This is a genomic window from Xanthomonas pisi DSM 18956, from assembly GCF_001010415.1.
Taxonomy (GTDB): domain Bacteria; phylum Pseudomonadota; class Gammaproteobacteria; order Xanthomonadales; family Xanthomonadaceae; genus Xanthomonas; species Xanthomonas pisi.
The window spans coordinates 35,536-57,691 of the sequence record NZ_JPLE01000015.1 but is presented as its reverse complement, the minus strand read 5'-3'; the positions used below and the strand labels follow the sequence as shown (position 1 = coordinate 57,691).

Annotated in this window: 17 protein-coding genes; 5 read left to right on the top strand and 12 right to left on the bottom strand. The window is 65.5% G+C overall.

What is annotated here, in order from left to right; genetic code table 11:
• Positions 1–10: 10 nt before the first annotated feature.
• Positions 11–904, bottom strand: a complete 894-nt coding sequence (locus tag Y887_RS03670; protein WP_046963061.1) for an ABC transporter ATP-binding protein — start codon at positions 902–904, stop codon at positions 11–13.
• A gap of 151 nt (positions 905–1,055) precedes the next feature.
• Positions 1,056–1,445, bottom strand: a complete 390-nt coding sequence (gene gloA2 / locus Y887_RS03665; protein WP_046963060.1) for an SMU1112c/YaeR family gloxylase I-like metalloprotein — start codon at positions 1,443–1,445, stop codon at positions 1,056–1,058.
• 305 nt (positions 1,446–1,750) lie between these two features.
• Between gloA2 and mmuP the strand changes: the two genes are divergently transcribed.
• On the top strand, positions 1,751–3,148 hold the full coding sequence (gene mmuP, locus Y887_RS03660) for an S-methylmethionine permease (protein WP_046963096.1): 1,398 nt from the start codon (positions 1,751–1,753) through the stop codon (positions 3,146–3,148).
• Positions 3,145–4,107, top strand: coding sequence for a homocysteine S-methyltransferase (gene mmuM / locus Y887_RS03655; protein WP_046963059.1), 963 nt, complete (start codon positions 3,145–3,147; stop codon positions 4,105–4,107). The genes mmuP and mmuM overlap by 4 nt, the downstream gene beginning before the upstream one ends.
• Positions 4,108–4,182: 75 nt before the next feature.
• Here the strand turns inward: mmuM and Y887_RS03650 are convergent, their stop codons facing one another.
• From Y887_RS03650 to Y887_RS03630, 5 genes are all read right to left on the bottom strand, one after another.
• Positions 4,183–5,034, bottom strand: coding sequence for an APH(3') family aminoglycoside O-phosphotransferase (locus Y887_RS03650; RefSeq protein ID WP_046963058.1), 852 nt, complete (start codon positions 5,032–5,034; stop codon positions 4,183–4,185).
• A gap of 104 nt (positions 5,035–5,138) precedes the next feature.
• The gene (locus Y887_RS03645; RefSeq protein WP_046963057.1) at positions 5,139–7,088 is read right to left on the bottom strand and encodes a DUF885 domain-containing protein; all 1,950 of its coding nucleotides are present in this window, start codon (positions 7,086–7,088) and stop codon (positions 5,139–5,141) included.
• A 358-nt stretch (positions 7,089–7,446) separates the two neighbouring features.
• Positions 7,447–8,223, bottom strand: coding sequence for a queuosine precursor transporter (locus tag Y887_RS03640; protein ID WP_046963056.1), 777 nt, complete (start codon positions 8,221–8,223; stop codon positions 7,447–7,449).
• Positions 8,224–8,228: 5 nt separating this feature from the next.
• Positions 8,229–8,903: a DUF502 domain-containing protein gene (locus tag Y887_RS03635; protein ID WP_046963055.1), complete on the bottom strand. Its 675-nt coding sequence runs from the start codon at positions 8,901–8,903 to the stop codon at positions 8,229–8,231.
• 832 nt (positions 8,904–9,735) lie between these two features.
• Positions 9,736–11,289, bottom strand: a complete 1,554-nt coding sequence (locus tag Y887_RS03630; protein WP_046963054.1) for an alginate export family protein — start codon at positions 11,287–11,289, stop codon at positions 9,736–9,738.
• A gap of 377 nt (positions 11,290–11,666) precedes the next feature.
• Between Y887_RS03630 and Y887_RS03625 the strand changes: the two genes are divergently transcribed.
• Entirely contained in the window at positions 11,667–12,029 is a 363-nt protein-coding gene (locus Y887_RS03625) for a PadR family transcriptional regulator (protein WP_046963053.1), read from the top strand.
• Positions 12,026–12,937, top strand: a complete 912-nt coding sequence (locus Y887_RS03620; RefSeq protein ID WP_046963052.1) for a sensor domain-containing protein — start codon at positions 12,026–12,028, stop codon at positions 12,935–12,937. The genes Y887_RS03625 and Y887_RS03620 overlap by 4 nt, the downstream gene beginning before the upstream one ends.
• Before the next feature lie 184 nt (positions 12,938–13,121).
• Here the strand turns inward: Y887_RS03620 and Y887_RS03615 are convergent, their stop codons facing one another.
• Together Y887_RS03615 and Y887_RS03610 are read right to left on the bottom strand one after the other, a co-directional pair.
• Entirely contained in the window at positions 13,122–14,465 is a 1,344-nt protein-coding gene (locus Y887_RS03615) for a polyhydroxyalkanoate depolymerase (RefSeq protein WP_005993627.1), read from the bottom strand.
• A gap of 545 nt (positions 14,466–15,010) precedes the next feature.
• Positions 15,011–15,613, bottom strand: a complete 603-nt coding sequence (locus Y887_RS03610; RefSeq protein WP_084725917.1) for a methyltransferase — start codon at positions 15,611–15,613, stop codon at positions 15,011–15,013.
• 74 nt (positions 15,614–15,687) lie between these two features.
• Between Y887_RS03610 and Y887_RS03605 the strand changes: the two genes are divergently transcribed.
• Positions 15,688–16,134 carry a HemJ family protein gene (locus Y887_RS03605; RefSeq protein ID WP_046963050.1) on the top strand — a complete coding sequence of 149 codons (447 nt, stop codon included), beginning with the start codon at positions 15,688–15,690 and terminating at the stop codon, positions 16,132–16,134.
• A 151-nt stretch (positions 16,135–16,285) separates the two neighbouring features.
• Here Y887_RS03605 and Y887_RS03600 read toward each other — a convergent pair whose 3' ends face one another.
• The 3 genes from Y887_RS03600 to dnaE form a co-directional block, all read right to left on the bottom strand.
• Positions 16,286–17,041 (bottom strand): tetratricopeptide repeat protein, encoded by a 756-nt coding sequence (locus Y887_RS03600; protein ID WP_046963049.1) that lies wholly within the window; start codon positions 17,039–17,041, stop codon positions 16,286–16,288.
• A 64-nt stretch (positions 17,042–17,105) separates the two neighbouring features.
• The gene (locus Y887_RS03595; protein ID WP_046963048.1) at positions 17,106–18,065 is read right to left on the bottom strand and encodes an acetyl-CoA carboxylase carboxyltransferase subunit alpha; all 960 of its coding nucleotides are present in this window, start codon (positions 18,063–18,065) and stop codon (positions 17,106–17,108) included.
• Positions 18,066–18,256: 191 nt separating this feature from the next.
• Complete coding sequence (gene dnaE, locus Y887_RS03590; protein ID WP_046963047.1) at positions 18,257–21,844, bottom strand: DNA polymerase III subunit alpha; 3,588 nt, start codon at positions 21,842–21,844, stop codon at positions 18,257–18,259.
• Between the last annotated feature and the right edge of the window lie 312 nt (positions 21,845–22,156).

Sequence of the window (22,156 nt, the reverse complement as noted above, 5' to 3'; positions counted from 1 at the left end):
CCGCGCTCCGTCAGGCAGCCAGCGCTTGCTTGCGCAGGCGCTGGAAATAGACATCCTCAAGATCGGGCGCGACTTGTTCGAAGCCCGGCTCCGGACAGTCCGCGCTGAACACGTGGATGACCGGATGCCCGGCGATCAGGCGCGTGGACAGGACGGTGAAGCGCGCTTCGTAATCGGGCAAGGTGTTCTTGCTGACCTGTTTGCGCCAGACCTGCTGGTTGAGCATGTCGATCGCATCGGCTGGCTTCCCGGTCAGCAGCACCTGCCCCTTGTTCATGATGGCCATCGTCGGGCACAGGTCGGTGACGTCTTCGACGATGTGGGTGGACAGGATCACCACCACGTTCTCGCCGATTTCGGCCAGCAGGTTCAAGAAACGGTTGCGCTCTTCCGGGTCCAGCCCGGCGGTGGGTTCGTCGACGATGACCAGCTGCGGGTTGCCCAGCAGCGCCTGCGCAATGCCGAAGCGTTGGCGCATGCCGCCGGAATAGGTGCCCAGCTTGCGCTTGCGCGCGTCCCACAGATTGACCTGCTGCAGCAAACGTTCGACCACCTCCTTGCGCTGTGCACGGTTGGTCAGCCCTTTGAGCACGGCGAAATGATCGAGCATGTCCAGCGCACTGACCTTCGGGTACACGCCGAAATCCTGCGGCAGATAGCCGAGCCGGCGGCGCAATGCGTCCTTGTCCCTGAGCACGTCGATGCTGCTGCCATCGGCGCAGCCGAGGCTGACGCTGCCGGCATCGGGTTCCTGCAACGTGGCCAGCGTGCGCATCAAGGACGACTTGCCGGCCCCGTTTGGACCGAGCAGTCCGAACATGCCGCGAGGAATATCCAACGTGACGCCTTGCAATGCATGCACGCCATTGGCGTAGGTCTTGGACAACGCACGAATCTGCAGCATGGACGTTCCTGTGTCCTGGGGTGCTTAGATCTTCATTGCGTTACCGCGGCGCCGCATCGGCCGGAAGTCATGTGGAGGATCGATTCGCGAAGCGCCGCTGAGTGGAGATGCAACCGATGCGCGTCGAGCCGATGCCCGGCGTGGTGGTTCCTCAACCGACCTCGTACAGCTCCAGTGGCAGATCGTCCGGATCGGCGAAGAAGGTGAAGCGGCGTCCTGTGTATTCGTCGATGCGGATGTCTTCGGTGATGACGCCATGGGCGTTGAGATGCGTCACTGCGCTATCCAGGTCTTCTACGCGAAAGGCCAGGTGACGCAGGCCGCGTGCTTCCGGGCGGCTGGGTCGCAGCGGAGCGTTGGGGAACGAGAACAGCTCGATCTGGCTGCCGTCGGGCAGCGCCAGATCCAGCTTCCACGAATCGCGTGCCTGGCGGTAATGCTCGGCCAGCACGCGCAGACCGAGAATCTCGCAATAAAATTGTTTGGAGGCCGCGTAGTCGCCCGCGATGATCGCCACATGGTGGATGCCGGCCAGCATCATGCTGCGTACCCCCGCGGTACCGGCAGGCCTCGTTGCCGGCCTCGATCAACCGCCGTCACCGCCGCGCGCAGATCCCGCGCGCGGCGGTGCGGCGCCTGCGCACCTGGCGCATAGCGTGCGCGAGTCGGCAGCATTGCCGGTGGGCGTGGGTAAGCTTTGTCAGACATGGTGGATGTCCAGGATCGGCACGCGAGCATACCCGCACCTGCCTGAAGTGCTTGTACAGCGTCACAGCTCGCCAACGCGTGGCTGTGCTCGCCATGCATGCGCATGGCACGATGGTGCGCCGCCCACCACGCCTGCCCATGCCCGAGCCCTCGTCCGCCACCACGCCGCAGTTCCAGCGCAGCATGCAGGTGCGCCATCTGGTGATGCTCTCGCTGGGCGGGGTGATCGGCACCGGGCTGTTCTTCAACACCGGCTACATCATCGCCAGCACCGGTGCGTTGGGCACGGTGATCGCCTATCTGATCGGCGCGCTGGTGGTGTATCTGGTGATGCAGTGCCTGGGCGAACTGGCGGTGGCGATGCCGCAGACCGGTGCATTTCATGTCTATGCGGCACGTTATCTGGGGCCGGCCACCGGCTACGTGGTGGCATGGTTGTACTGGCTGACCTGGACGGTGGCATTGGGCTCAAGCCTCACCGCCGCGGCGTTCTGCATGCAGTACTGGTTTCCGCATAGCCCGGCGTGGCCATGGTGTCTGTTGTTCTGTGCGCTGATCTTCGGCTTGAATACGGTGTCGGCGCGTTGGTTTGCCGAGGGCGAATTCTGGTTTTCGTTGATCAAGGTGATCACGATCCTGGTGTTCATCGTACTGGGTGGCGCGGCGGTGGTCGGCCTGCTGCCGTTGGCCGATGGCTCGCCCGCACCCGGGCTGCGGCATCTGCGTGCCGATGGCTGGTTTGCGCATGGCACCTTGCCGATCCTGATGACGATGGTGGCGGTCAATTTCGCGTTCTCCGGTACGGAGTTGATCGGCGTGGCCGCCGGCGAAACCGCGCAGCCGGCGCGTGCGATTCCCTTGGCGATTCGCACGACCCTGGTACGGCTGGTGGTGTTGTTCGTCGGGACCGTGCTGGTGCTGGCCGCGCTGCTGCCGGCCAGCCAGGCGGTGGTGGAGACAAGTCCCTTCGTGCGTGCGTTCGAGCTGCTGGGCATTCCGTATGCGGCAGAAATCTTGAACGCCGTGATCCTGACCGCGATCCTGTCGGCGGCCAATTCGGGCCTGTATGCGGCCGCGCGCATGTTGTGGTCGCTGGCCAACGAGGGCACGCTGCCGGCGCGGCTTGCCCGCCTGACCCGGCGCGGCATTCCGTTGCCGGCACTGGCCTTGAGCATGCTGGGTGGCCTGCTGGCCTTGCTCACCGGCGTGTATGCAGCCGATACCGTCTTCGTTGCGATCTCGGCGGTTTCGGGATTTGCGGTGGTCGTGGTATGGCTGAGCATCTGCGCGGCGCATTACCGCTTTCGCCGACAGTTGCTGCGCGATGGAATCGGGGTGGAGACGCTGGCCTATCGCGCGCCGTGGTATCCGTGGACGCCGATCCTGGGCTTTACGCTCTGTCTGCTGGCCTGTGTCGGGCTGGCGTTCGACCCGCAGCAGCGCATCGCGCTGTGGTGCGGGATCCCGTTCGTGGCGCTGTGTTACGGCGCCTATGCACTGACCCAATGGCTCGCAGCCAGGAGACTGCACGCATGACGATCGCTTCCCGCCAGCCGCGCGCAGATGCGCCTTTCAGTGCGGCGCTCCGGCACGATGGGTATGTGCTGCTGGATGGCGCGCTTGCCACCGAACTGGAACAACGCGGCTGCGATCTCAACGATGCGCTGTGGTCGGCGCGCGTGCTGATGGAGCAACCGGAGCTGATCTATCAGGTGCATCGCGACTACTTCGCTGCCGGCGCGCAGTGCGCGATCACTGCCAGTTATCAGGCCACCCCGCTGGGATTTGCCGCGCGCGGCCTGGATCTGGCGCAATCGCAGGCGTTGATCGCGCGCAGCGTGGCCCTGGCCGCGCAGGCGCGCGCCGATCATCTGCAGGTGCAACCGCAGGATGCACCGTTATGGGTGGCCGGGTCGGTCGGGCCGTATGGCGCGTATCTGGCCGATGGCTCGGAATACCGCGGCGACTACACGTTGCCTTTGGCGCAACTGATGGACTTCCATCGCCCGCGCATCGCTGCGCTGGCGGAGGCGGGCGTGGATCTGCTGGCCTGCGAGACGCTGCCCTCGGCGAACGAGATCGTGGCGTTACGCCTGCTGCTGGAAGAATTTCCGCAATTGCATGCATGGTTCTCTTTCACGTTGCGCGATGCCGATCATCTGAGCGACGGCACACCGTTGGCGCAGGTGATTCCGGCGCTGGATGCGTGCGCGCAGGTGATCGCGGTGGGGATCAACTGCATTGCGCTGGATCGGGTCACCGCCGCATTGCAGAGTCTGTCGGCGCTGACCGCCTTGCCGCTGGTGGTGTACCCCAACTCGGGCGAGCACTACGACGCTGGCGATAAACGCTGGCATGCCGGCGATACGCCTGCCTGCAGTCTGGCAGACCAGCACGCGCAGTGGCTGTCTGCAGGCGCGCGCCTGATCGGCGGCTGCTGCCGCACCACTCCGCGCGATATCGCCGCGTTGGCGGCCGCGCGGGCGCAGGCGTGATTCGATTCGCGCGGTCATCCATCCAGAGCAGCGGATGTGGCAGGCCTGGCGCGTGGCGGGAGGAGCAGCCGGCGGTCAGAAGCACTCGTCCAGGTACAGGTGGAAGGTGAGACGGTGTAGGTCCAGCTCGGTGGCATAGGCCGTCAGCAGCGCCTGCTGTAGCTCGGCGCCGAACTCCGACAGGCAGTTCCAGAGGATGGCCAGGTCCTGATACGGATCGGCGATGCCGGCTTTGCCCACATCGATGATGCCGGTGACCTGGCCTTGCGCATCGAGCAGGATGTTGTCCAGCGAATAGTCGCCATGGGTCACCACGCGCTCGGCCCGCAGCGGCAGCAGCGCCTGCATCGCCGCCCAGACCTGCGCAGGCGTCCAGCCGGCGCGGGCATCGTCGAAATCGTCGGCATCGATCAGTCCGGCGTCCAGGCGTCGACGGGCGTGGGCCAGCCGCAGCATGTGATCGGCGTTGAACGGGCAGCAGTGCACCGGTAACGCATGCCAGCGCCGCAGCGCTGCAGCCAGGGACTGCACGATGGCCACGCCACGTCCGGGATCGTCCTGCAGCCAGGCGTAGGCAGTGCGGCCCGGCATGGCGCTGGTCAGCAACCAGGTGCGACCGCCCATGGTTTCGGCGTGCACGATGGCCGGCACCGGCGGCAGGTTGCCCGCATCCAGGCGCGACAACCACGCCAGGCGAACCATCTCGTCGATCAGCGCCTGCGCGTCGTCGCCGTCAGCCTGCTTGAGGAAAACGTCCGGGCCGGTGGGGAGCTGCACGCGGAACACCTCTGCGCCGGCCTCTCCGATCAGATTGCGCCACCACCGGCCGTTGCGCAGACGCTCGGTCAGGCTGGGCGACAGCAAGGGCGCCTGGGAGGGAATCTCGCGCGGTGATGCGGCATGCGTGCGGTCATCGTCAGAAGGCATCGGGACACGTCCTGTGGGCGGCAGCGCAGGCGCCCCGCCTGCGGATGGCTAGCACAGCCTCCAGCATACCAAGCGCCGCAGCCGCGGCCTGCAGCCCGCGGCGGTCAGCCCTTTTGCGTGGCGATCCAGCGTTGCACTTTTTCCTGCAGGATCTCCAGCGGCACCGAGCCATCCTTGAGCACTTCGGTATGGAAGGCACGTACGTCGAAGCGCGGCCCCAGCTCGCGCTGGGCCTGCTCGCGCAGCTGCGCGATCTTCATCTCGCCGACCTTGTAGGCCAGCGCCTGGCCGGGGATGGCCATGTAGCGGTCGACTTCGGCTTCGGCATCGGTGCGGCTCATCGCCGAGTTGTCCAGCATGTAGTCGATGGCCTGGGTCCGCGTCCAGCCCTTGCTGTGCAGGCCGGTATCGGCAACCAGCCGGATCGAGCGCCACAATGCGTTTTGCAGGTAGCCGTAGTAGTTGTAGGGGTCCTGATACAGCCCCAACTCGCGCCCCAGCGATTCGGCGTACAGCCCCCAGCCCTCGATGTAGGCGGTCTCGCCTCCGAGGCGGCGGAACTTGGGCAGGTCGGTCAACTGCTGCTGCAGCCCGAGCTGGTAGTGATGGCCCGGAATCGCTTCGTGCAGGTACAGGCTCTCCGCTTCCCAGGTCTTGCGCGAGGGCAGGTCGGAGGTGTTGACGTAGAAGATGCCCGGCGTGCCGCCATTGCTGCCGGTGACGCCGGGACGCATGTATGAGCCGCTGGCAGCCGATTGCGCGCGTTGCGGTTCCACCGCGCGCACTTCCAGCGCCGGGATGCCCTGCAGGGCGAACAGCCGCGGCACCGCGCCTTGTACGCGCCCCTGCAGGCCACGGTAATACCCCAGCAGCTCGGTGTCGCTGCGGAAGCCGAAGCGCTTGTCGGTCTGCATGAACTTGTAGAACTTGGGCAGGTTGCCGCGGAACTTGACCTGCTTGGTCAGCGCGGTGATCTCGCCCTGCAGGCGCGCGACCTCCTCCAGCCCGATCTGATGGATCTGCTCCGGGCTCAGGTCGGAGGTGGTGCTTTGCCGCACGTCATAGGCGTACCACGCCGCGCCGTTGGGCAGCGCGGCCAGGCCATCGCTGTCGCGGCAGGCAGGCAGGTATTCGGTGGCGATGAAACCGCGCAGGGCGCGATAGGCCGGCAGGATGCGCACTTCGATCAGCCGCTTGTACTCGGCGGTGAGGCGCTGCTTGTCGGCCTCGGGCATGTCGGCCGGCAGGTTGCGGATCGGCCCCCAGAACAGGCTGTCTTCGGCGCTGCGCGCGATGATCGCATCCAGCTGCGGCAATACCTTCTGCATCAGTACCTTGGGCTGCACCACGCCGGCCTGCATGCCGGCGCGCATGTTGGTGATGGCCTGGTCGAACAGGTCGGGAATGCCCAGCGCACGCCGCGACCAGTTGTCGTAATCCTTGACCGTCTTGAACGGCTGCGCGCCGGTGCCCGAGCCCAGCACCACCGTGATGCTGGCGATGTTGTAGAACTGGTTGATCGGCAGCATCCAGCTGGGGAACTGCTCGGCCGCCAGGGCGCTGCGCGCATCGCGCACGAAGATCTGGTAGCTGAGCAGGTCCTGCCCGCTCAGGCCGTCCGGCCCCAGCGCCTCGGCCTTGCCCAGCCACAGCACGGTGAAATCATGCGACTGCTGGCGGAACGCCGGCGACAGGAAATTGGGCAACTGGTCGTTGTAGCGGCTCTCGCCCTGGAAGGTCGCCTGCAGCGGGTTGAGCTTGAGCGAAGCGTCCCAGTACTGGTCGTAGAGCAGGTTGAGCTGCTGCGCCTTGGTCAACACCACCGGCGCGGCCACTGCGCGCGGCCTGGCCCTGGCGGCCTTGCTGCCTTTGGCCGTCTTCGAGGCCTTGGCCGCCGGCTTGGTGGTCTTCTTGCCTTTGCTCGCCTTCGCGCGCGTCTGCGTGGTCTGTGCCTTGGCGGTCTTCTTCTTGGCCGCATCGGCGGGCGCTGCCACTGACAGGCTCAACACAGCGGCGAGGGCCAGCGACAGCAGGCGGGAAAAGCTGAGGGGCATTACCGGCTCCGGAAACAAGCGAGCGGGGAGCTTGCCCGATCCGCACCGCTACGGCCAGCCGTGCGGCGCATGCGCCGCACATGCAATTCAGATGCGGCACGGGCAGGGTAGGGTGCCTGGCTGCAATGGTGCGCTGCGATAACCCGTCGCGCAGCGTGCTGCTACGGGTGCTGCCGGCCTTGGTCAGGCACCGTGTGGGCACCGCGCCGTCTCAAAGAGCCGCCAACACAACGACGGTGCTCACCGCCAGACGGGCGCTGCCGCGACTTGGCTCCACAGGGGCACGCGTGTGTATTCCGATGCCGAGTGCGCCGTCCGCAGCCAGCCGACGACTGCTCGCTAGGTCTGTTGGCCGCTCCTAGTCGGCAGCGGCTTCTTCGCGCAACTGCTCGGCGCGTTCGGCACCCAGATATGCGCTGATGGCGCGGCGCGCGAGGTAGAGCAGTGGAATCAAGGCGATCGCAAAACCCATCTTGTAGACGTAGTTGAGTGTGCTCACCGCCAGGAACTGGTCGGTGGACCAATGCTGAGGGCCAAGCACGAAGGCGATGTAGATCACCACGAAGCTGTCCACCAACTGCGACACCGCCGTGGAGCCGGTGGCACGCAGCCAGACGTGTTTTTCGCCGGTGACCTTGCGGATGCGATGGAACACCGACACGTCGATCAACTGGCCGAACAGGAAGGCCACCAGCGAGCCGCCGATCGTCCACAAGCCCTGCCCGAACACCGCCGCGAATGCGGCCTGGTAGTCGGGCACGCCCTGGCTCTGCGCTGCGGTCACCCACCAGCCTGCCGGCGCCAATGCGATGGCGGCAAATGCGAACACGAAGCCGTAGCCGATCAGCGCCACCGCCACCCACGAGATGAAACGCACCCCGCGGCTTCCGAAGAATTCGTTGATGGTGTCGGTCATGATGAACACCACCGGCCACAACAAGGTGCCGGCGGTGAAACTGAGCGAACCGGTCTGGCCGAACAGGTTCCAGTTCAGCGGCGCGATGCCGAGCGTGTCTTCCAGCGCGAAGATCTTCACGCCGATGAACTCGGCCAGGGCCGCGTTGACGCAGAAGAATGCCGCCAAGGCAATGAACAGGCGGACCGCACGATCGTCGAGGGTACGCGTGTGTGTCATGGGCTTCAGCGATCCGCAGTACGGGTGAAGGGAACCGACTCCGGCGCAACCGCGCCACCGGAGATGATGAAACTCATCGCCTGGTCCACGCTCCAGTCGGTGGGCGTGAGCAGTTCGACCGGCACGATTTCCAGATAGCCGGAGGTGGGGTTGGGCGTGGTCGGCACATACACCGCCGCCAGCTCGCGGCCGGTGCCTTGCTCCTTGATCACGCGCGTGACCAGGCCGACCGACTTCATATCGCGATGCGGGAAGTCGATCAGTACCACGCGCTGCGTACTGCCGGGCTGGGTCTGCAGGATGTCGAGCAACTTGCGGGCGCTCTCATAGACCACGCTGGCCAGCGGGATGCGCCGCATGATCGCCTCGAACCAGCGCAGCAAACGTTGGCCGATCACCCGCCGGCTCAGGATGCCGACGAACAGGATCGCCCCCACCGTGGCGACCAGGGCGATGGTGTTCTGCACCCAAAGCGCCTTGATCCAGCCAAGGTAATCGGGAAACGAGGCAGCGATGCGCTCGGACAATGGCACCACCCACGGGCTGCTGATGCCTGAGAGCAGTGAAAAGACGAACTTCACCACCACCCAGGTCAGCCAGACCGGCAGCAGGGTCAGCAACCCGGTCAGGAACACGCGTTGCAGGGAAGGGCGGGGATGCGGAGTGGGGGATTCGGACATCTGCGTAGTGTAGGCATTCGGCCGCGTCCGGTGCAGGTGGGGCGGGGATTCGGGATTGGGCATTGGGGATTGGTAACAAGACGCGCTGCTGCCCGGTGCAGCCTCGCCATCCAGCAGCGGCTCGTCGAGTGCCCAAGGCTGCACCAGCTCGATCCCGGCTCTTGCCAGGAGAGGGCGCGTCGCTGGAGGCGCGTACGACAGCCGCGACGGTCTGGCGAGTGGCGCTGAGATCGCGTCGTTCAAGCCGGACATGGGCCTGCAGCGGGGGCAGTGGCGTGCGGTGTTGGTCGAGCGGTGTGCGGCTGTCAGTCGAACGGCTATCGATACTTTTGCATACTGAAATATCCCGCCTTCTTGGTGTCGATGCGCGTTTGCTTGTCTGCCGATGCGCGCAGGGGGCACTGAAAGGCGTCACTCTCCAGGGGATGTCCGCAAACCGGAAATAGCTGCGGCTGACGACCGCTGGCCGTTGGCAGGCAGTGCGCTTGCGGCAGAGCGCAGGGCGCCGTTGATCAGTAAGGACAGCGCCTTTTCGATGTGCCCGGTACAGGCAGGCCGATGACGGATGCGGACCGCGTTTGCGTGTGCAATACAGCCGGTTGCGGCATTGTCGACCGGCCGGGCAGCGCGACAATCCGTCGCCACAAGTGACCGCAGGCGACGCTTGTCTGTTGCGTGCAGCATGCGAAAAGCGCTGTGTCATCAGACCAGCGCTGAAAACCAACATGCCGCGTCCCGGCCGGACGCGGCATGTGATCCAACAGCAACGCGTCAGACCAAAACCCACGCACATCGCGTCAGCCGATTGCAGCGCGCCGACCAACCGCCGCGTTTAGAACCGGAAATTCAACCAGCCCATCACGAAGGTCGAATCGCCGTAACCGGCCTTTTCCAGGGCAGGCCCTGCCATCAGATGCTCGGCGCGGAAGGTCACCGACCAGTTCGGATCGATATTCCACGTCGCGTTGATGCGCGGCATGGTGCCGATGCGACGTTCGCCGGTGCTCTGGGTGCGTGCATAGGCGCGCGCCTGATTGTTGTAGATCGCATCGCTGGTGGTCTGCCGCCACAGGGTTTCCCATTCCAGGTTCACGGTGAGCTTGGACGTGGGCGAGAACGTGAATGTCGGCGCGGCAGTGACCAGGTTCACCGGGCCGAAGAAGGTGGCCCAGCTGAAGTAGATCGTGTTGCCATAAAGGAAGTTGTTGTTGCGCAGCGTGCCGGTGCCGGACGTGCCGCCACCGCCGGAGGCGATTTCGCTATGGAAGCCCAGGCGCGGCTTCCAGCCGTTGTCGCTCAGCGTCCACGCATTGGAGGTGCTGGCCATGTAGGCGCGCAGGTCGCGTCCGCCGAAGCTGCCGCGCTGCACGGTCACGAACGAGTCGGTACGCAGCTTGCCCACGTTGCCCCACAACCGCAGTCCGTAGTAGTTGCGGTTTTCTTCCGCGGTCTGGCGGCCCCACACCTGGTTGTCGTTGCGGAACTGATAGAAGAACGGTTCCAGATACATCGGTTTGGCGGTCGGCAACCGATAGCCGCCCACCACGCCGCGGAAATGCCGCGAGCGGTCGATGCGGTCATCACCCAGGCCTTCGGTGCCATCCAGGTTGAAATTGAAATCGAACACGTCCACGCGGGTCTTTTCGCCGATGGCCCAGGCGCGCGCACCGTTGAAGGTCACGAAGATATCGGTGTTGTCGCGCAGCGCCATCAAGGTGGTGGGCCCGTCGACGAACACCTGGCGGCCGACACGCAGACCGGTATCGGCGCCGCCGATGTTGCCCTTCACGTCGAAGAACACCTGTTGCAGGATCGCGTTGTTTTCCTGGGTACCGGTCTTGGTGCCCTCGTTGCGGCCATCCAGGCTGCCGTGCGCCAGTTCCGTATACAGACGGAAGTGTTCGCCCACATGCAGGTCCGCACCGAAGAACGCGCGCAACAGGTATTGCTGCTGCGAATGGCTGCCGGGAATCAGTCCCGGGTTGGTGATGGTATTGCTGCGCACGCGCAGCTCGTTGCTGAGCGACACGTAGACATCGCCCGACGCATTGAGCGGGATGTACTTGAGCGGGTCGAACGGGCTCTTGCGCTTGGACGGGTCCTTCAAATACGACCAGTCCTCGGCCCAACGCACCTGCCACATGTTGCCACCCTGCTTGGCGCCCCAGCCCTGCGCTTCGAGCGGGTAGCCCTTGGCGGTGGCGGGTGCGGCGGTGACCGGTGGCTTGGCAGGCTCCGGCTGGGTCTGTTCGGCATTGGCGGGCGCAGGTTGTGTCTGCGCAAAGCCCAGTACCGGCAGCGCCAACCCGATCGCGAGGCACAGGCGCCGGGTGGCTCCAAAGGAAGTTTCAGCCATGGCCGGCTGCGCCAAGCGTGTCAATTGCATCGTATTGCCCCATCGAAAAGTGAAAAACCCCTGAGCGAAACTTATCGGCACGGGGGACGTCGACTGTAGTTAAGCCGTGCCAGAAAGGCAGTAACCCAAAGGTTCTAAGCTCATGAACGCACTGGGGTTTGCACAGGCGGGCGCGAGTGGGGCGGGGATTGGGGATTCGGCATTGGGGGATTAGCGAAGGCGACGCTGCGTCTGCGGTCGACCGCATTGCGATGCCAACGATTGCTCCAGCGAGCCGGCGGCCCCGCCTTTGTCTTTGCTTTCGCGAATCCCCAATGCCGAATCCCCAATCCCCGCCCATGACTACCGGCACATTCGCTATAGCTAGGTTCTACATAGCATGAGCTTCGACCTAGCGGAGATGGCCGATGAGCGAGCCGGATGTCCACCTGCGCAAATTTCAGAAGGAGCTGAGTGCAGGCACCGTGTCGCTGGCCTTGCTGGCGGTGCTGGCCCAGGCCGAAGAACCTCTGTACGGCTATTTGATCGCCAAGCGGCTCGAGCGGCTGGAGGGTGTGCTCAGCGGCAAACAGAGCGCCTTGTATCCGGTGTTGCGCAATCTGGAGGGGGCGGGGCTGTTGCACAGCCATATCGAGCCGTCCGCATCGGGACCACCGCGACGCTACTACCGCATTACCGACAGCGGGCATGACTGCCTGCGCCAATGGATCGCCGCCTGGCGCGCCACCCGTGATTCCGTTGATTCCGTGCTGGAGGGGACCCACTCATGATGACGATCGCACAGACACGTCCGTTGCCGACCACCATTGCCGATTACCTGACGCAACTGCGGCAGGCGCTGGCCGGTGCCGACCCGGCGATGGTCCAGGATGCGCTTTACGACGCCGAGGAATATCTGCGCGCCGAGCTTGCCGAACACCGTGACAAGAGCGAGGCGGAGGTCATCGCAGGCGTCGCCGGCAGCTATGGCGCGCCGGATGAAGTGGCCGAGATCTATCGCGAAACCGAAGTCACCGTCAGTCGTGCGCTGCGCCCGCCGCTGCCGCCTCGGCGTGCCTCATGGATCGGCAAGTTCTTCGGTGTGGCCGCCGACCCGCGCACCTACGGCGCGCTGTTCTACATGTTGCTGTCGCTGCTGACCGGCATCTTCTATTTCACCTGGGTGGTCGCCGGGGGCAGCCTGTCGTTGGGCCTGCTGATCCTGATCATCGGCGTGCCGCTGCTGGTGCTGTTCTTCGGGTCGGTGCGGATGCTGTCCTTGGTGGAAGGACGCGTGGTGGAAACCTTGCTGGGGGTGCGCATGCCGCGCCGACCGTCCCATCCGGGCTCGCAGGGCGGCTGGCTGCAGCGGATCGGCGAGATGTTCACCGACCTGCGCACCTGGAGCACCATGCTGTACTTCCTGCTGATGCTGCCGCTGGGCATCGTGTACTTCACGGTATTCGTCACGCTGCTGGCGATTTCGCTGGGGTTCGTCTTCGCGCCCGTGCTGTCACTGTTCGACTCCGGCGTGGTGATGACCTTCGATGGTGTGGACGTCGTCAATGGATGGCTGACGCTGCCGATCTGCGCGCTCGGTGTGCTGCTGCTGTTCGTGACCCTGCACCTGGCGCGTGCGATCGGCGCCGTGCACGGCATGCTGGCCAAGCATCTGCTGGTCAAGAGCGGTGCGATCTGAGTCGCACGATGCAGGCGGCCTCGCGCAGGCGGTCACGCTGAGCGGGCCTGCGTCCTGCGCGAGCGGTTCGACGGGGACGGCCACACGCATGCGTTCCTGCAGCGATGGATGAGGCAATCACGCGCATAAAAAAAACGCTCCCGGTCGACGACGACCGGGAGCGTTTGTCCTTGCGCTCAGGCGCTCAGGCGCGCTTGCCGCGCTTGCGGATGGGCGTGACGGTGGCGGGGTCGCGGCTGCCGACCGGGTCTGCGTCATAGCGCGCGATGAACTCGCGCACCTGCGGGTAGACCACTTCGCGCCAGCGACGGCCACTGAAGATGCCGTAATGGCCGGCACCTTCCACCACCAGGTGGCGACGGTGCGCCGCATCGATACCGGTGCACAGATCGTGCACCGCTTCGGTCTGGCCGAGTCCGGCGATATCGTCCAGTTCGCCTTCGATGCTCAACAGGGCGGTGTTGCGGATCGCCGACGGCTTGACCAGCTGGCCGTCCACTTTCCACTTGCCCTGCGGCAGCAGGAAGTCCTGAAACACCACGCGGATCGTGTCCAGGTAATACTCGGCCGGCATGTCGAGCACGGCGTTGTACTCGTCGTAGAACTGCCGGTGCGCCTGCGCATCCTGCAGGTCGCCCTTGACCAGGTCGGTGTAGAAATCCCAGTGCGACATCACATGCCGATTGGGGTTCATCGACAGGAAGCCGGCGTGCTGCAGAAAGCCCGGGTACACCTGGCGGCCATGCCCCGGATACGGGAACGGCACGGTGTGGATCAGGTTGTTCTGGAACCACTCGATGCCGTTTTCCGTCGCCAGGTTATTGACCTGGGTGGGGCTGCGGCGTGCATCGATCGGCCCGCCCATCATCACCAACGAGCGCGGCGTGGGTTCGTCGTTGGTCGCCATCAGCGACACCGCCGCCAACACCGGCACGGTGGGCTGGCACACGCTCACCACATGCAGGCGCTCGGCGCCGATATGGCGGATGAAGTCCTGGATATAGGTGATGTAGTCCTCGAGCCGGAACGCACCGGCTTCCAGCGGCACCATGCGCGCATCCACCCAGTCGGTCACATAGACCTTGTGGTTGCGCAGCAGGGTGCGCACGGTGTCGCGCAGCAAGGTGGCGTGATGGCCGGACAACGGCGCCACCACCAGCACGGCCGGCTGCTCCTTCATCTTGCCGATCAGCTCGACGTGGTCGCTGAAGCGCTTGAAGCGCAGCAGGCGACAGAATGGCTTGCTCAGCACCTCGCGTTCGATGATCGGCAGCGAATGGCCATCGACCTCGACATCGTCCAGTGCCCAGGCCGGCTTTTCGTATTCCTTGCCCAGCCGATGGAACAGCTCGTTGCTGGCCGCCATGCGTTCGGCGCCGGGAAGCGAGGCCCACAGGCTGTCGGGGTCGGAGAACATCTTGGCGTTCGCCTGGGCCTGATGCACCCAGGGGGCTAGCAGATTGCGGGTCAGCTCATGCAGTTGATAAAGCATTCCACCCATCCGTGCGGTTTTGCTGCCGCGCAGCATACCGGGTTTGGCGCATTTGCACCTTAATGGGGCTGCGGACGGTAGAGGCTGTCATAGGAGCTATGGCGGGCGTCAGTAGCTTGAGCTAGCGCTATTTGTGATCTTCCGAACGGCTTCGCCCGGGAAGATCGCGACTATTAAAGCCCCTCTCCCTCCGGGGCGAGAAGGCACTGCTTGCGCGCCATGGCGCGCGTGCCTTGGAGCGCCCGCGCCGCAAGCGCGGGCCGGGGCGCGGAGCGGGGGTGAGGGTACGGAGCGAAGCTATATGCACTCGAACTCCACCAAGCTTCGCCCGTACCCTCATCCGCCCCTGCGGGGCACCTTCTCCCGGTGGGAGAAGGAACAGCTCCGTGCGGATGGTAGACCGCGTTCGCCGGTACGCTATGGACGGCCTGCGCAAAACTGCAGAAACAAGCCCCTGAACCTGCGGGGCGAGAAGGCACTGCTTGCGCGCCATGGTGCGCGTGCCTTGGAGCGCCCGCGCCGCTGGCGCGGTAAGGAGCCAAGCTACACGCGATCAGTGCCGCAAGCAGCCAACGTAGTGGTCAACCGCGCTCCAGCGCCGATGCCTCACCAGCCAGCTGCGGCGACAACCAGCAGTGCGACCCCAACGCCGCGAATCCGACGCTGGCAAAGCGCTTGCGGTACCAGCGTGCGGGGCGTGGCTGAAAGCCGTCGTGGTCGCCTTCGAATGCATCTTCCTGCGCAAAGGTCTCCAGAAACGCCACGCCCGCACACATCTCCGCCAGCCCCGGCAGGCCCTGGTTGAATTCACGCGTTGGCACGTAATGCAGCACGTCCGAGCAGATCAACAGGTCCACCGGTGCGCCGGGGCGCAGCCAGGCGAAATCGCCGAAGCGGGCAGGGTGGATCTGACGGCTGCGTCCGTAGCGCTGCACGGCGTACGCGCTGCTGTCGAAGCCCAGGTAACTGAGCTTGGGCCGCAGCGCCAACAAGGGCGCGCGCCAGGCAGCTTCGCCGCAGCCGATATCCAGCACGCTGCGGATCGGTCGCTCCAGGTAGTACTCGGCCTGTGCGACGGCGAGTGCGACCTTGCGTCGCAGGCGGGCGGGGTCGGCCAACCCCGCATCGCGGTACCAGCGGCGGAAATACTGGGCGTCGTACTGTTTTTCGTCTGACTGCTGCATGGGGCTCAGCTGCTTTCGCGTGCGCGGATAGGTGAAAATGCGGGCCATCCTACGCGAGCCAGCGGAGCCAGCGCATGACCCTGTATTTGTGGATCAAGACCTTCCATTTGCTGTTCGTGATCGCCTGGATGGCGGCGGTGTTCTATCTGCCGCGCATTCTGGTCAATATCGCCGAAGCCGGCAGCGAGCCGTCCGTGCGTGCGCGGCTGGTGCTGATGGGCCGCCGCCTCTACACGTTCGGCCACAGCATGCTCGGTCTGGCGCTGCTGCTGGGAGCGGTGCTATGGCAAGGCTATCGCGTGATCCCCGACTTCCCGACGATGGTGACCGGCGGCTGGCTGCACGCCAAGCTGTTGGCGGTGGCCTTGATCCTGGCGCACTACATCGTGGCCGGGCGCTGGTTGAAGGGCGTGGACCAGGGCCGCGCGGTCCCGAGCGGACGGGCGTTGCGCTTGTTCAACGAGGTGCCGGTGATCCTGCTGGTCGGCGTGATCTGGCTGGTGCTGGCCAAGCCTTTTTAAGCCGTGATGCCGACAAGGCGGCGCAGCGTCGCCTTGTCGGCGCGCGCCACTCCGGTGCGGTCGCTGCATGGAGCGCTGTTCGCTGTCGCCGCATGGCGCCAGTGCGTGGGAAGGAGCAGATTTGCGCAGATGGCGCAGACCCCGGCCTGACTCAGGCGATCGAATCCAAGTCGCGTAGGCCCTTGCGCGCCTGATCGATCCAGCCGCGTTGCTCGCGCTGGTAATGCTTGGGCGAAGCGGCGGCGCGACGCACCACCTGGTCGAACACGGCCCTGGCTTCCCCCGGACGCGCAGCGCGTTGCAATAACTGCGCATAGCGCACGCGTGCCTCTTCGCCAGGATAGCCCTGCACCAGCGTCTGGTATTCGTGCAGCGCTTCTTCGATGGTGCCGCTGCTTTCCACCGCACGCGCGTACAGCAGATGCCCGTCATGCGAGCGGAAGCTGGGGTTTGCGGCGATCAAGGCATCCAGGGTCTGGCGTGCCTGCGCGGCATTGCCAAGACCGAACTGCGCCTGTGCCAGCCCCAGCATCAGGTCCGGGTCGTCGCGATACAGCCCGCGCAAGGCGCCTTCGTAGACCTCGGCGGCCTGCGCATAGTTGCGCTGTTCGAGCAGGGTGCGGGCCAGCTGGCGGCGGTTTTCCGGAGTGTCGGAGACATCCAGTTTGCGTGCGGCATCGCGCTGGTCGCGCTGCGGGTCCAGCGTCCGGCGCACGCGCTGCAGGCCGCGGCGTGCGGTCGGGTCGTTACGCATGTCCGGGATGACGGCGACAAAGGCGTAGATCAACACCGCCAGATACGAAAATGTCAGCAGGATCAGGATCCAGTACAGCGGCCGTCCGCTGCGCACGACATGCACGCAGCAGGCGATTTGCAACACGATCGACAGAAGAATGAGGGGGCTCATGCCGGTAGGAGTCCTTGTCCCTGGTGCAAGTTCCTCGGGGCTCCGCCAGGCGGAGCCGCAGGATTCAGTTTCCTTCGTAGGCACCGTAGCTGCGCAGGCGCTCGTAACGCTGCTGCAGCAGCGCTTCGACCGGGATTTTCTCCAGCGCGCCGAGCTCGTTGAGCAGCACCGCTTTCAGCCGCTTGCCCATCTGCTCGGGGTTGCGGTGTGCGCCGCCGGTGGGTTCGCGGATCACCTTGTCGACCAGGCCCAGGCCCTTGAGTCGCCTGGCGGTCAGGCCGAGCTGTTCGGCGGCGTCCTTGGCCTTGGCCGCGTCCTTCCACAGGATCGAGGCGCAGCCTTCGGGCGAAATCACCGAGTAGGTGCCGTATTCCAGCATCAAGGTGCGGTCGCCCACGCCGATCGCCAGCGCGCCGCCGGAGCCGCCTTCGCCGATCACGGTGCAGATCACCGGGACCTTCAGCTCTGCCATTTCCAGCAGGTTGCGCGCGATCGCCTCGGACTGGCCGCGTTCTTCGGCGCCGATGCCCGGGTAGGCGCCGGGGGTATCGATGAAGGTCAGCAACGGCAGCCGGAAGCGCTCGGCCAGCTTCATCAGGCGCAGCGCCTTGCGGTAGCCCTCCGGGCGCGGCATGCCGAAGTTGCGCGCCACCTTGGTCTTGGTATCGCGGCCCTTCTGGTGGCCGATGATGACCACCGGGCGGCCGTCGATGCGGCCCAGGCCACCGACGATGGCCTTGTCGTCGGCATAGGCGCGGTCGCCGGCCAGCTCCTGGAATTGGTCGCAGATGGTGTTGATGTAGTCCAGCGTGTACGGGCGCTGCGGGTGGCGCGCCAGCTGCGAGATCTGCCACGAAGACAGGTCGCGGAAGATCTGTGCGGTGCGCACGCGTGCCTTGTCGCGCAGCGCCCGCACCTCGGTCTCCACGTTGACCGCAGGGCCGGTACTGGCGTTGCGCAGTTCCTGGATCTTGGCTTCCAGATCGGCGATGGGTTGCTCGAAGTCGAGGTAGTTAGGATTCATGCAATGGCGTCGTCAACGTAAGGCGGGGAGTGTAGCGGAAGCGCTGCCTTCGGCCCGTACGGGGCCGTTCGGATGCACGGCAGGGATTGGAGATTCGGGATTCGGGATTCGCAAGAGCACTATCGAGGCTTCGACGTGCCGGTAGACCGCCGTTGCAAATCCCCACTCCCGAATGCCCCAATCCCGGCCCCTCACGCCCACGGAGGGCTGTACTTGATCTTCAGGGTCCGCACCGCCGGGTCGGCGCGCAGGCTGTCCATCAGGTGCTGGTCGATGCGCACCGAGTGGCTGCCGTTGAGGTCGAGCATGCCGGCCACGCCGCCGCTGGGCGCGCGCAGCAGCAGGTCCAGGCGCAGCGGCGTCTTGCCGGGGCGGTGCTTGGCCAGCAACGCGTCGATGCGCTTGAAGGCCTGCTTCTCGCGCAGGTCCAGGCGCAGCGACAGGCGTTGCGCATGCTCGGCGCAGATCTGTTCGTAGTCCCAGCACTGGCGGATGCGCAGGCTGTAGCCGCCGTTGAATTCATCCTCGCGCAGGCCACCCTTGACGATCAGGATGCGGTCGCGGGTCAGCAGATGCCCGAACTCGGCCATGGCATCGGAGAACGCACTGCATTCCACCCGCCCGCGTCCGTCTTCGAGCTGCACGAACACCTGGCTGTCGCCCTTGCGGCGTACGCCGATCACCTGGCCGGCCAGGATGGCGCTGACCTCCGGGCGCCAGGCGCGTTTTTCGCCATCGCCACCGCCGCCGCCGCCGCGTTGTTGCGAGGCCAGGATCTTTTCCAGCGCGCCCAGGTCGCAGCCGACCAGCTCGCGCACTTCGTCGCGATGCGGGTCGAACGGGTGGCCGCTGAGGTAAAAGCCCAGCGTTTCGCGCTCGCCGGTGAGCAACTGGCCCAGCGGCCATTCCTTGCTTTCGGGCAGGTCCAGGCGCATCGCCGGCGCGCTGGGGTCCGGCCCGCCGAACAGCGAGTTCTGCCCCGAGGCGCGTTCGCGCGCCATCTGCTCGGTGGCCTTCATCACTTCCGGCAATTGCAGCATCAGCGAGGCGCGATTCTTGCCCAGCCCATCCATCGCGCCGGCATTGATCATCGCTTCCAGCGTGCGGCGGTTGAGCTTTGCGGTGCCCACACGCGTGCAGAAATCCAGCAGCGTGGTGTAGGGGCCGCCGCGCTGGCGTTCCTCGACGATCGCCTCGCAGGCGCCCTGGCCGACGCCCTTGATCGCGCCCAGGCCGTATTGAATCGTGTCCGGGCTGGCGGCCTCGAACATGTAGGCAGATTCGTTGACCCGCGGCGGCTTGACGGTGAGGCCGAGGTTGCGCACCTCATCGAGAAAGCCGACCACCTTGTCGGTGTTGTCCATGTCCGAGGACAAGGTCGCGGCCATGAATTCGGCCGGATAATGTCGCTTCAGCCAGGCGGTCTGGTAGCTGACCAGGGCGTAGGCGGCGGCGTGCGACTTGTTGAAGCCGTAGCCGGCGAACTTCTCCATCAGGTCGAAGATTTCGTCGGCCTTGGCCGCGCTCACTCCGCCCTTGGCCGCGCCTTCGCGGAAGATTTCGCGGTGCTTGGCCATTTCGGCCGGCACTTTTTTACCCATCGCGCGGCGCAACAGGTCGGCGCCGCCCAGCGAATAATCGCCGACGATCTGCGCCATCTGCATCACCTGCTCCTGGTACACCATGATGCCGTAGGTGTCTTTCAGGATGACTTCGGTGCGCGGATCGGGATACACGATCTCCTGCTGGCCGTGCTTACGCGCGTTGAAGTCCGGGATCAGGTCCATCGGGCCGGGGCGGTACAGCGACACCAGCGCGATCAGGTCTTCGAAGCGGTCCGGGCGCGCGTCCTTGAGCAGGCGGCGCATGCCCGAGGATTCGAACTGGAACACCGCACCGGTGTTGCCCGAGGCGAACACGCCCTTGTAGGTGGGCACGTCGTCGAGCGGAATGGTGGTGATGTCGACCGGGTCGATGCCGGCGCGCGCGTGGCGCACGTTGATCGCCTTGACCGCCCAGTCGATGATGGTCAGCGTACGCAGGCCGAGGAAGTCGAACTTCACCAGGCCGACCGCTTCGACGTCGTCCTTGTCGAACTGGGTGACCGGATTCTTGCCGCGCCCGTCTTCGTCGTGTTCGGCGAACAGCGGGCAGAACTCGGACAGCGGATCGGGCGCGATCACCACGCCGCCGGCATGCTTGCCGGCGTTGCGGGTGAGGTCTTCGAGCTGGCGCGCCAGGTCCATCAGGTCGCGCACGTCGTCTTCGACCTGATAGCGCTGGATCAGGTCCGGCGAGGCCATCTCCGAATCCTTGCCTTCGCCCATCGCATCCTTGAGCGTGATGCCCAGGATGTTGGGGATCAGCTTGGCGACGCTGTCGACCAACCCGTACGTGAAGCCGAGCACGCGCCCGGCGTCGCGCACCACCGCCTTGGCGGCCATGGTGCCGTAGGTGATGATCTGGCTGACCCGCTCGCGGCCGTACTTGCGCGCCACGTAGTCGATGACTTCGTCGCGGCGATCCATGCAGAAGTCGATGTCGAAGTCGGGCATCGACACGCGCTCTGGGTTCAAGAAGCGCTCGAACAGCAGGTTGTACGGCAGCGGGTCCAGGTCGGTGATCTGCAGCGCCCAGGCCACCAGCGAGCCGGCACCGGAACCGCGGCCCGGGCCGATCGGGATGCCTTGATTTTTGCCCCACTGGATGAAGTCGGCCACGATCAGGAAGTAGCCGGGGAAGCCCATCTTGATGATGGTGTCCAGCTCGAATTCGAGCCGGTCCACATAGTCCTGGCGGGTCTTGCCGGGCGCGATCGGGCTCTTTTCCAGGCGTGCGGCCAGACCGTCGCGCGACTGGCTGCGGATCCAGCTGTCCAGCGTCTCGTCTTCGGGCACCGGATAGGCGGGCAGGAAGTAGGTGCCCAGGCGCATCTCGATGTTGCAGCGCTGCGCCAGCGCGTGGGTGTTGTCGATCGCATCGGGGATGTCGGCGAACAGCGCCGCCATCTCCTCGCTGGACTTCATGTATTGCTGGTCGCTGTAGTCGCGCGGGCGCTTGGGGTCGTCGAGCACGCGGCCGGAGGAAATGCACACGCGCGCTTCGTGCGCGTTGAAGTCGCTGGCGTAGAGAAAGCGCACATCGTTGCTGGCCACCACCGGCAGGCCGCGCACGCCGGCGGCATGCAGGGCGAACTGGTTGAAGCGTTCCTCGCCCTCGCGCCCGGTGCGGGTCAGCTCCAGGTGCAGGCCATCGCCGAACACGCGCTGCCAGTCGGCCAGCTGTTGCTCGGCCAGGTCGGCGCGACCCTCGGAAAACAGACGGCCCGCCAGGCTGTCGCGGCCGGCCAGGGCAAACAGGTTGGCGTGCCCGGCCTGCAGCCATTCCGGATGGATCGCCACGCCGCCTTCGGGGCGGTGGCCTTCCATCCAGGCGCGCGTCAGCAGCCGCGACAGGCTCAGATAGCCCTCGCGGTCGCGGCACAGCAGGGTCATGCGCCAGGGCGTCATGTCCGGGGTGGCGATCATCACGTCGGCGCCGGCGATCGGCTTGATGCCGACGCCTTCGGCCGCCTTGTAGAACTTGACCAGCGCGAACAGGTTATTGAGGTCGGTGACAGCCAGGGAAGGCATGTCGAGCTCGACCGCCCGGCTCAGCAGGTTGGCCTGCTTGGCCTTTTTCGGGTCAGCCTGATCCGGTTTCTCGGGCACGCGGATAGTGGAATCCGCCAACGAGAACTCGGTGTGGACGTGCAGATGGACGAAACGGGAAGTGGACATGCGAGACCGGAATAATGCGCGGTCAGGGTACCGGCGGGGGCGGGGACGAACAAGGCTTGACAGGTGGCTGCCGGGGCTGGGGACTCGGGATCGGGAGCCGGGAAAACGCCCAGGATCGCTTGTCGGGGCGCGTTGGACAGCCGATCGGCGCCACTCCCGGCAGCGGCCGACCGATGCGGACAAGACACTGCGTGGCTTCGATGGCCTGTGCCAACGGCAGTCTGTGCGGCTGTTTCCGGCGCCTGGATCGACCACGACAGTCAGTCGCCCACTGGCCGAGCCCGTGGGCCCAGCGACAGGCAACGCGTCGCC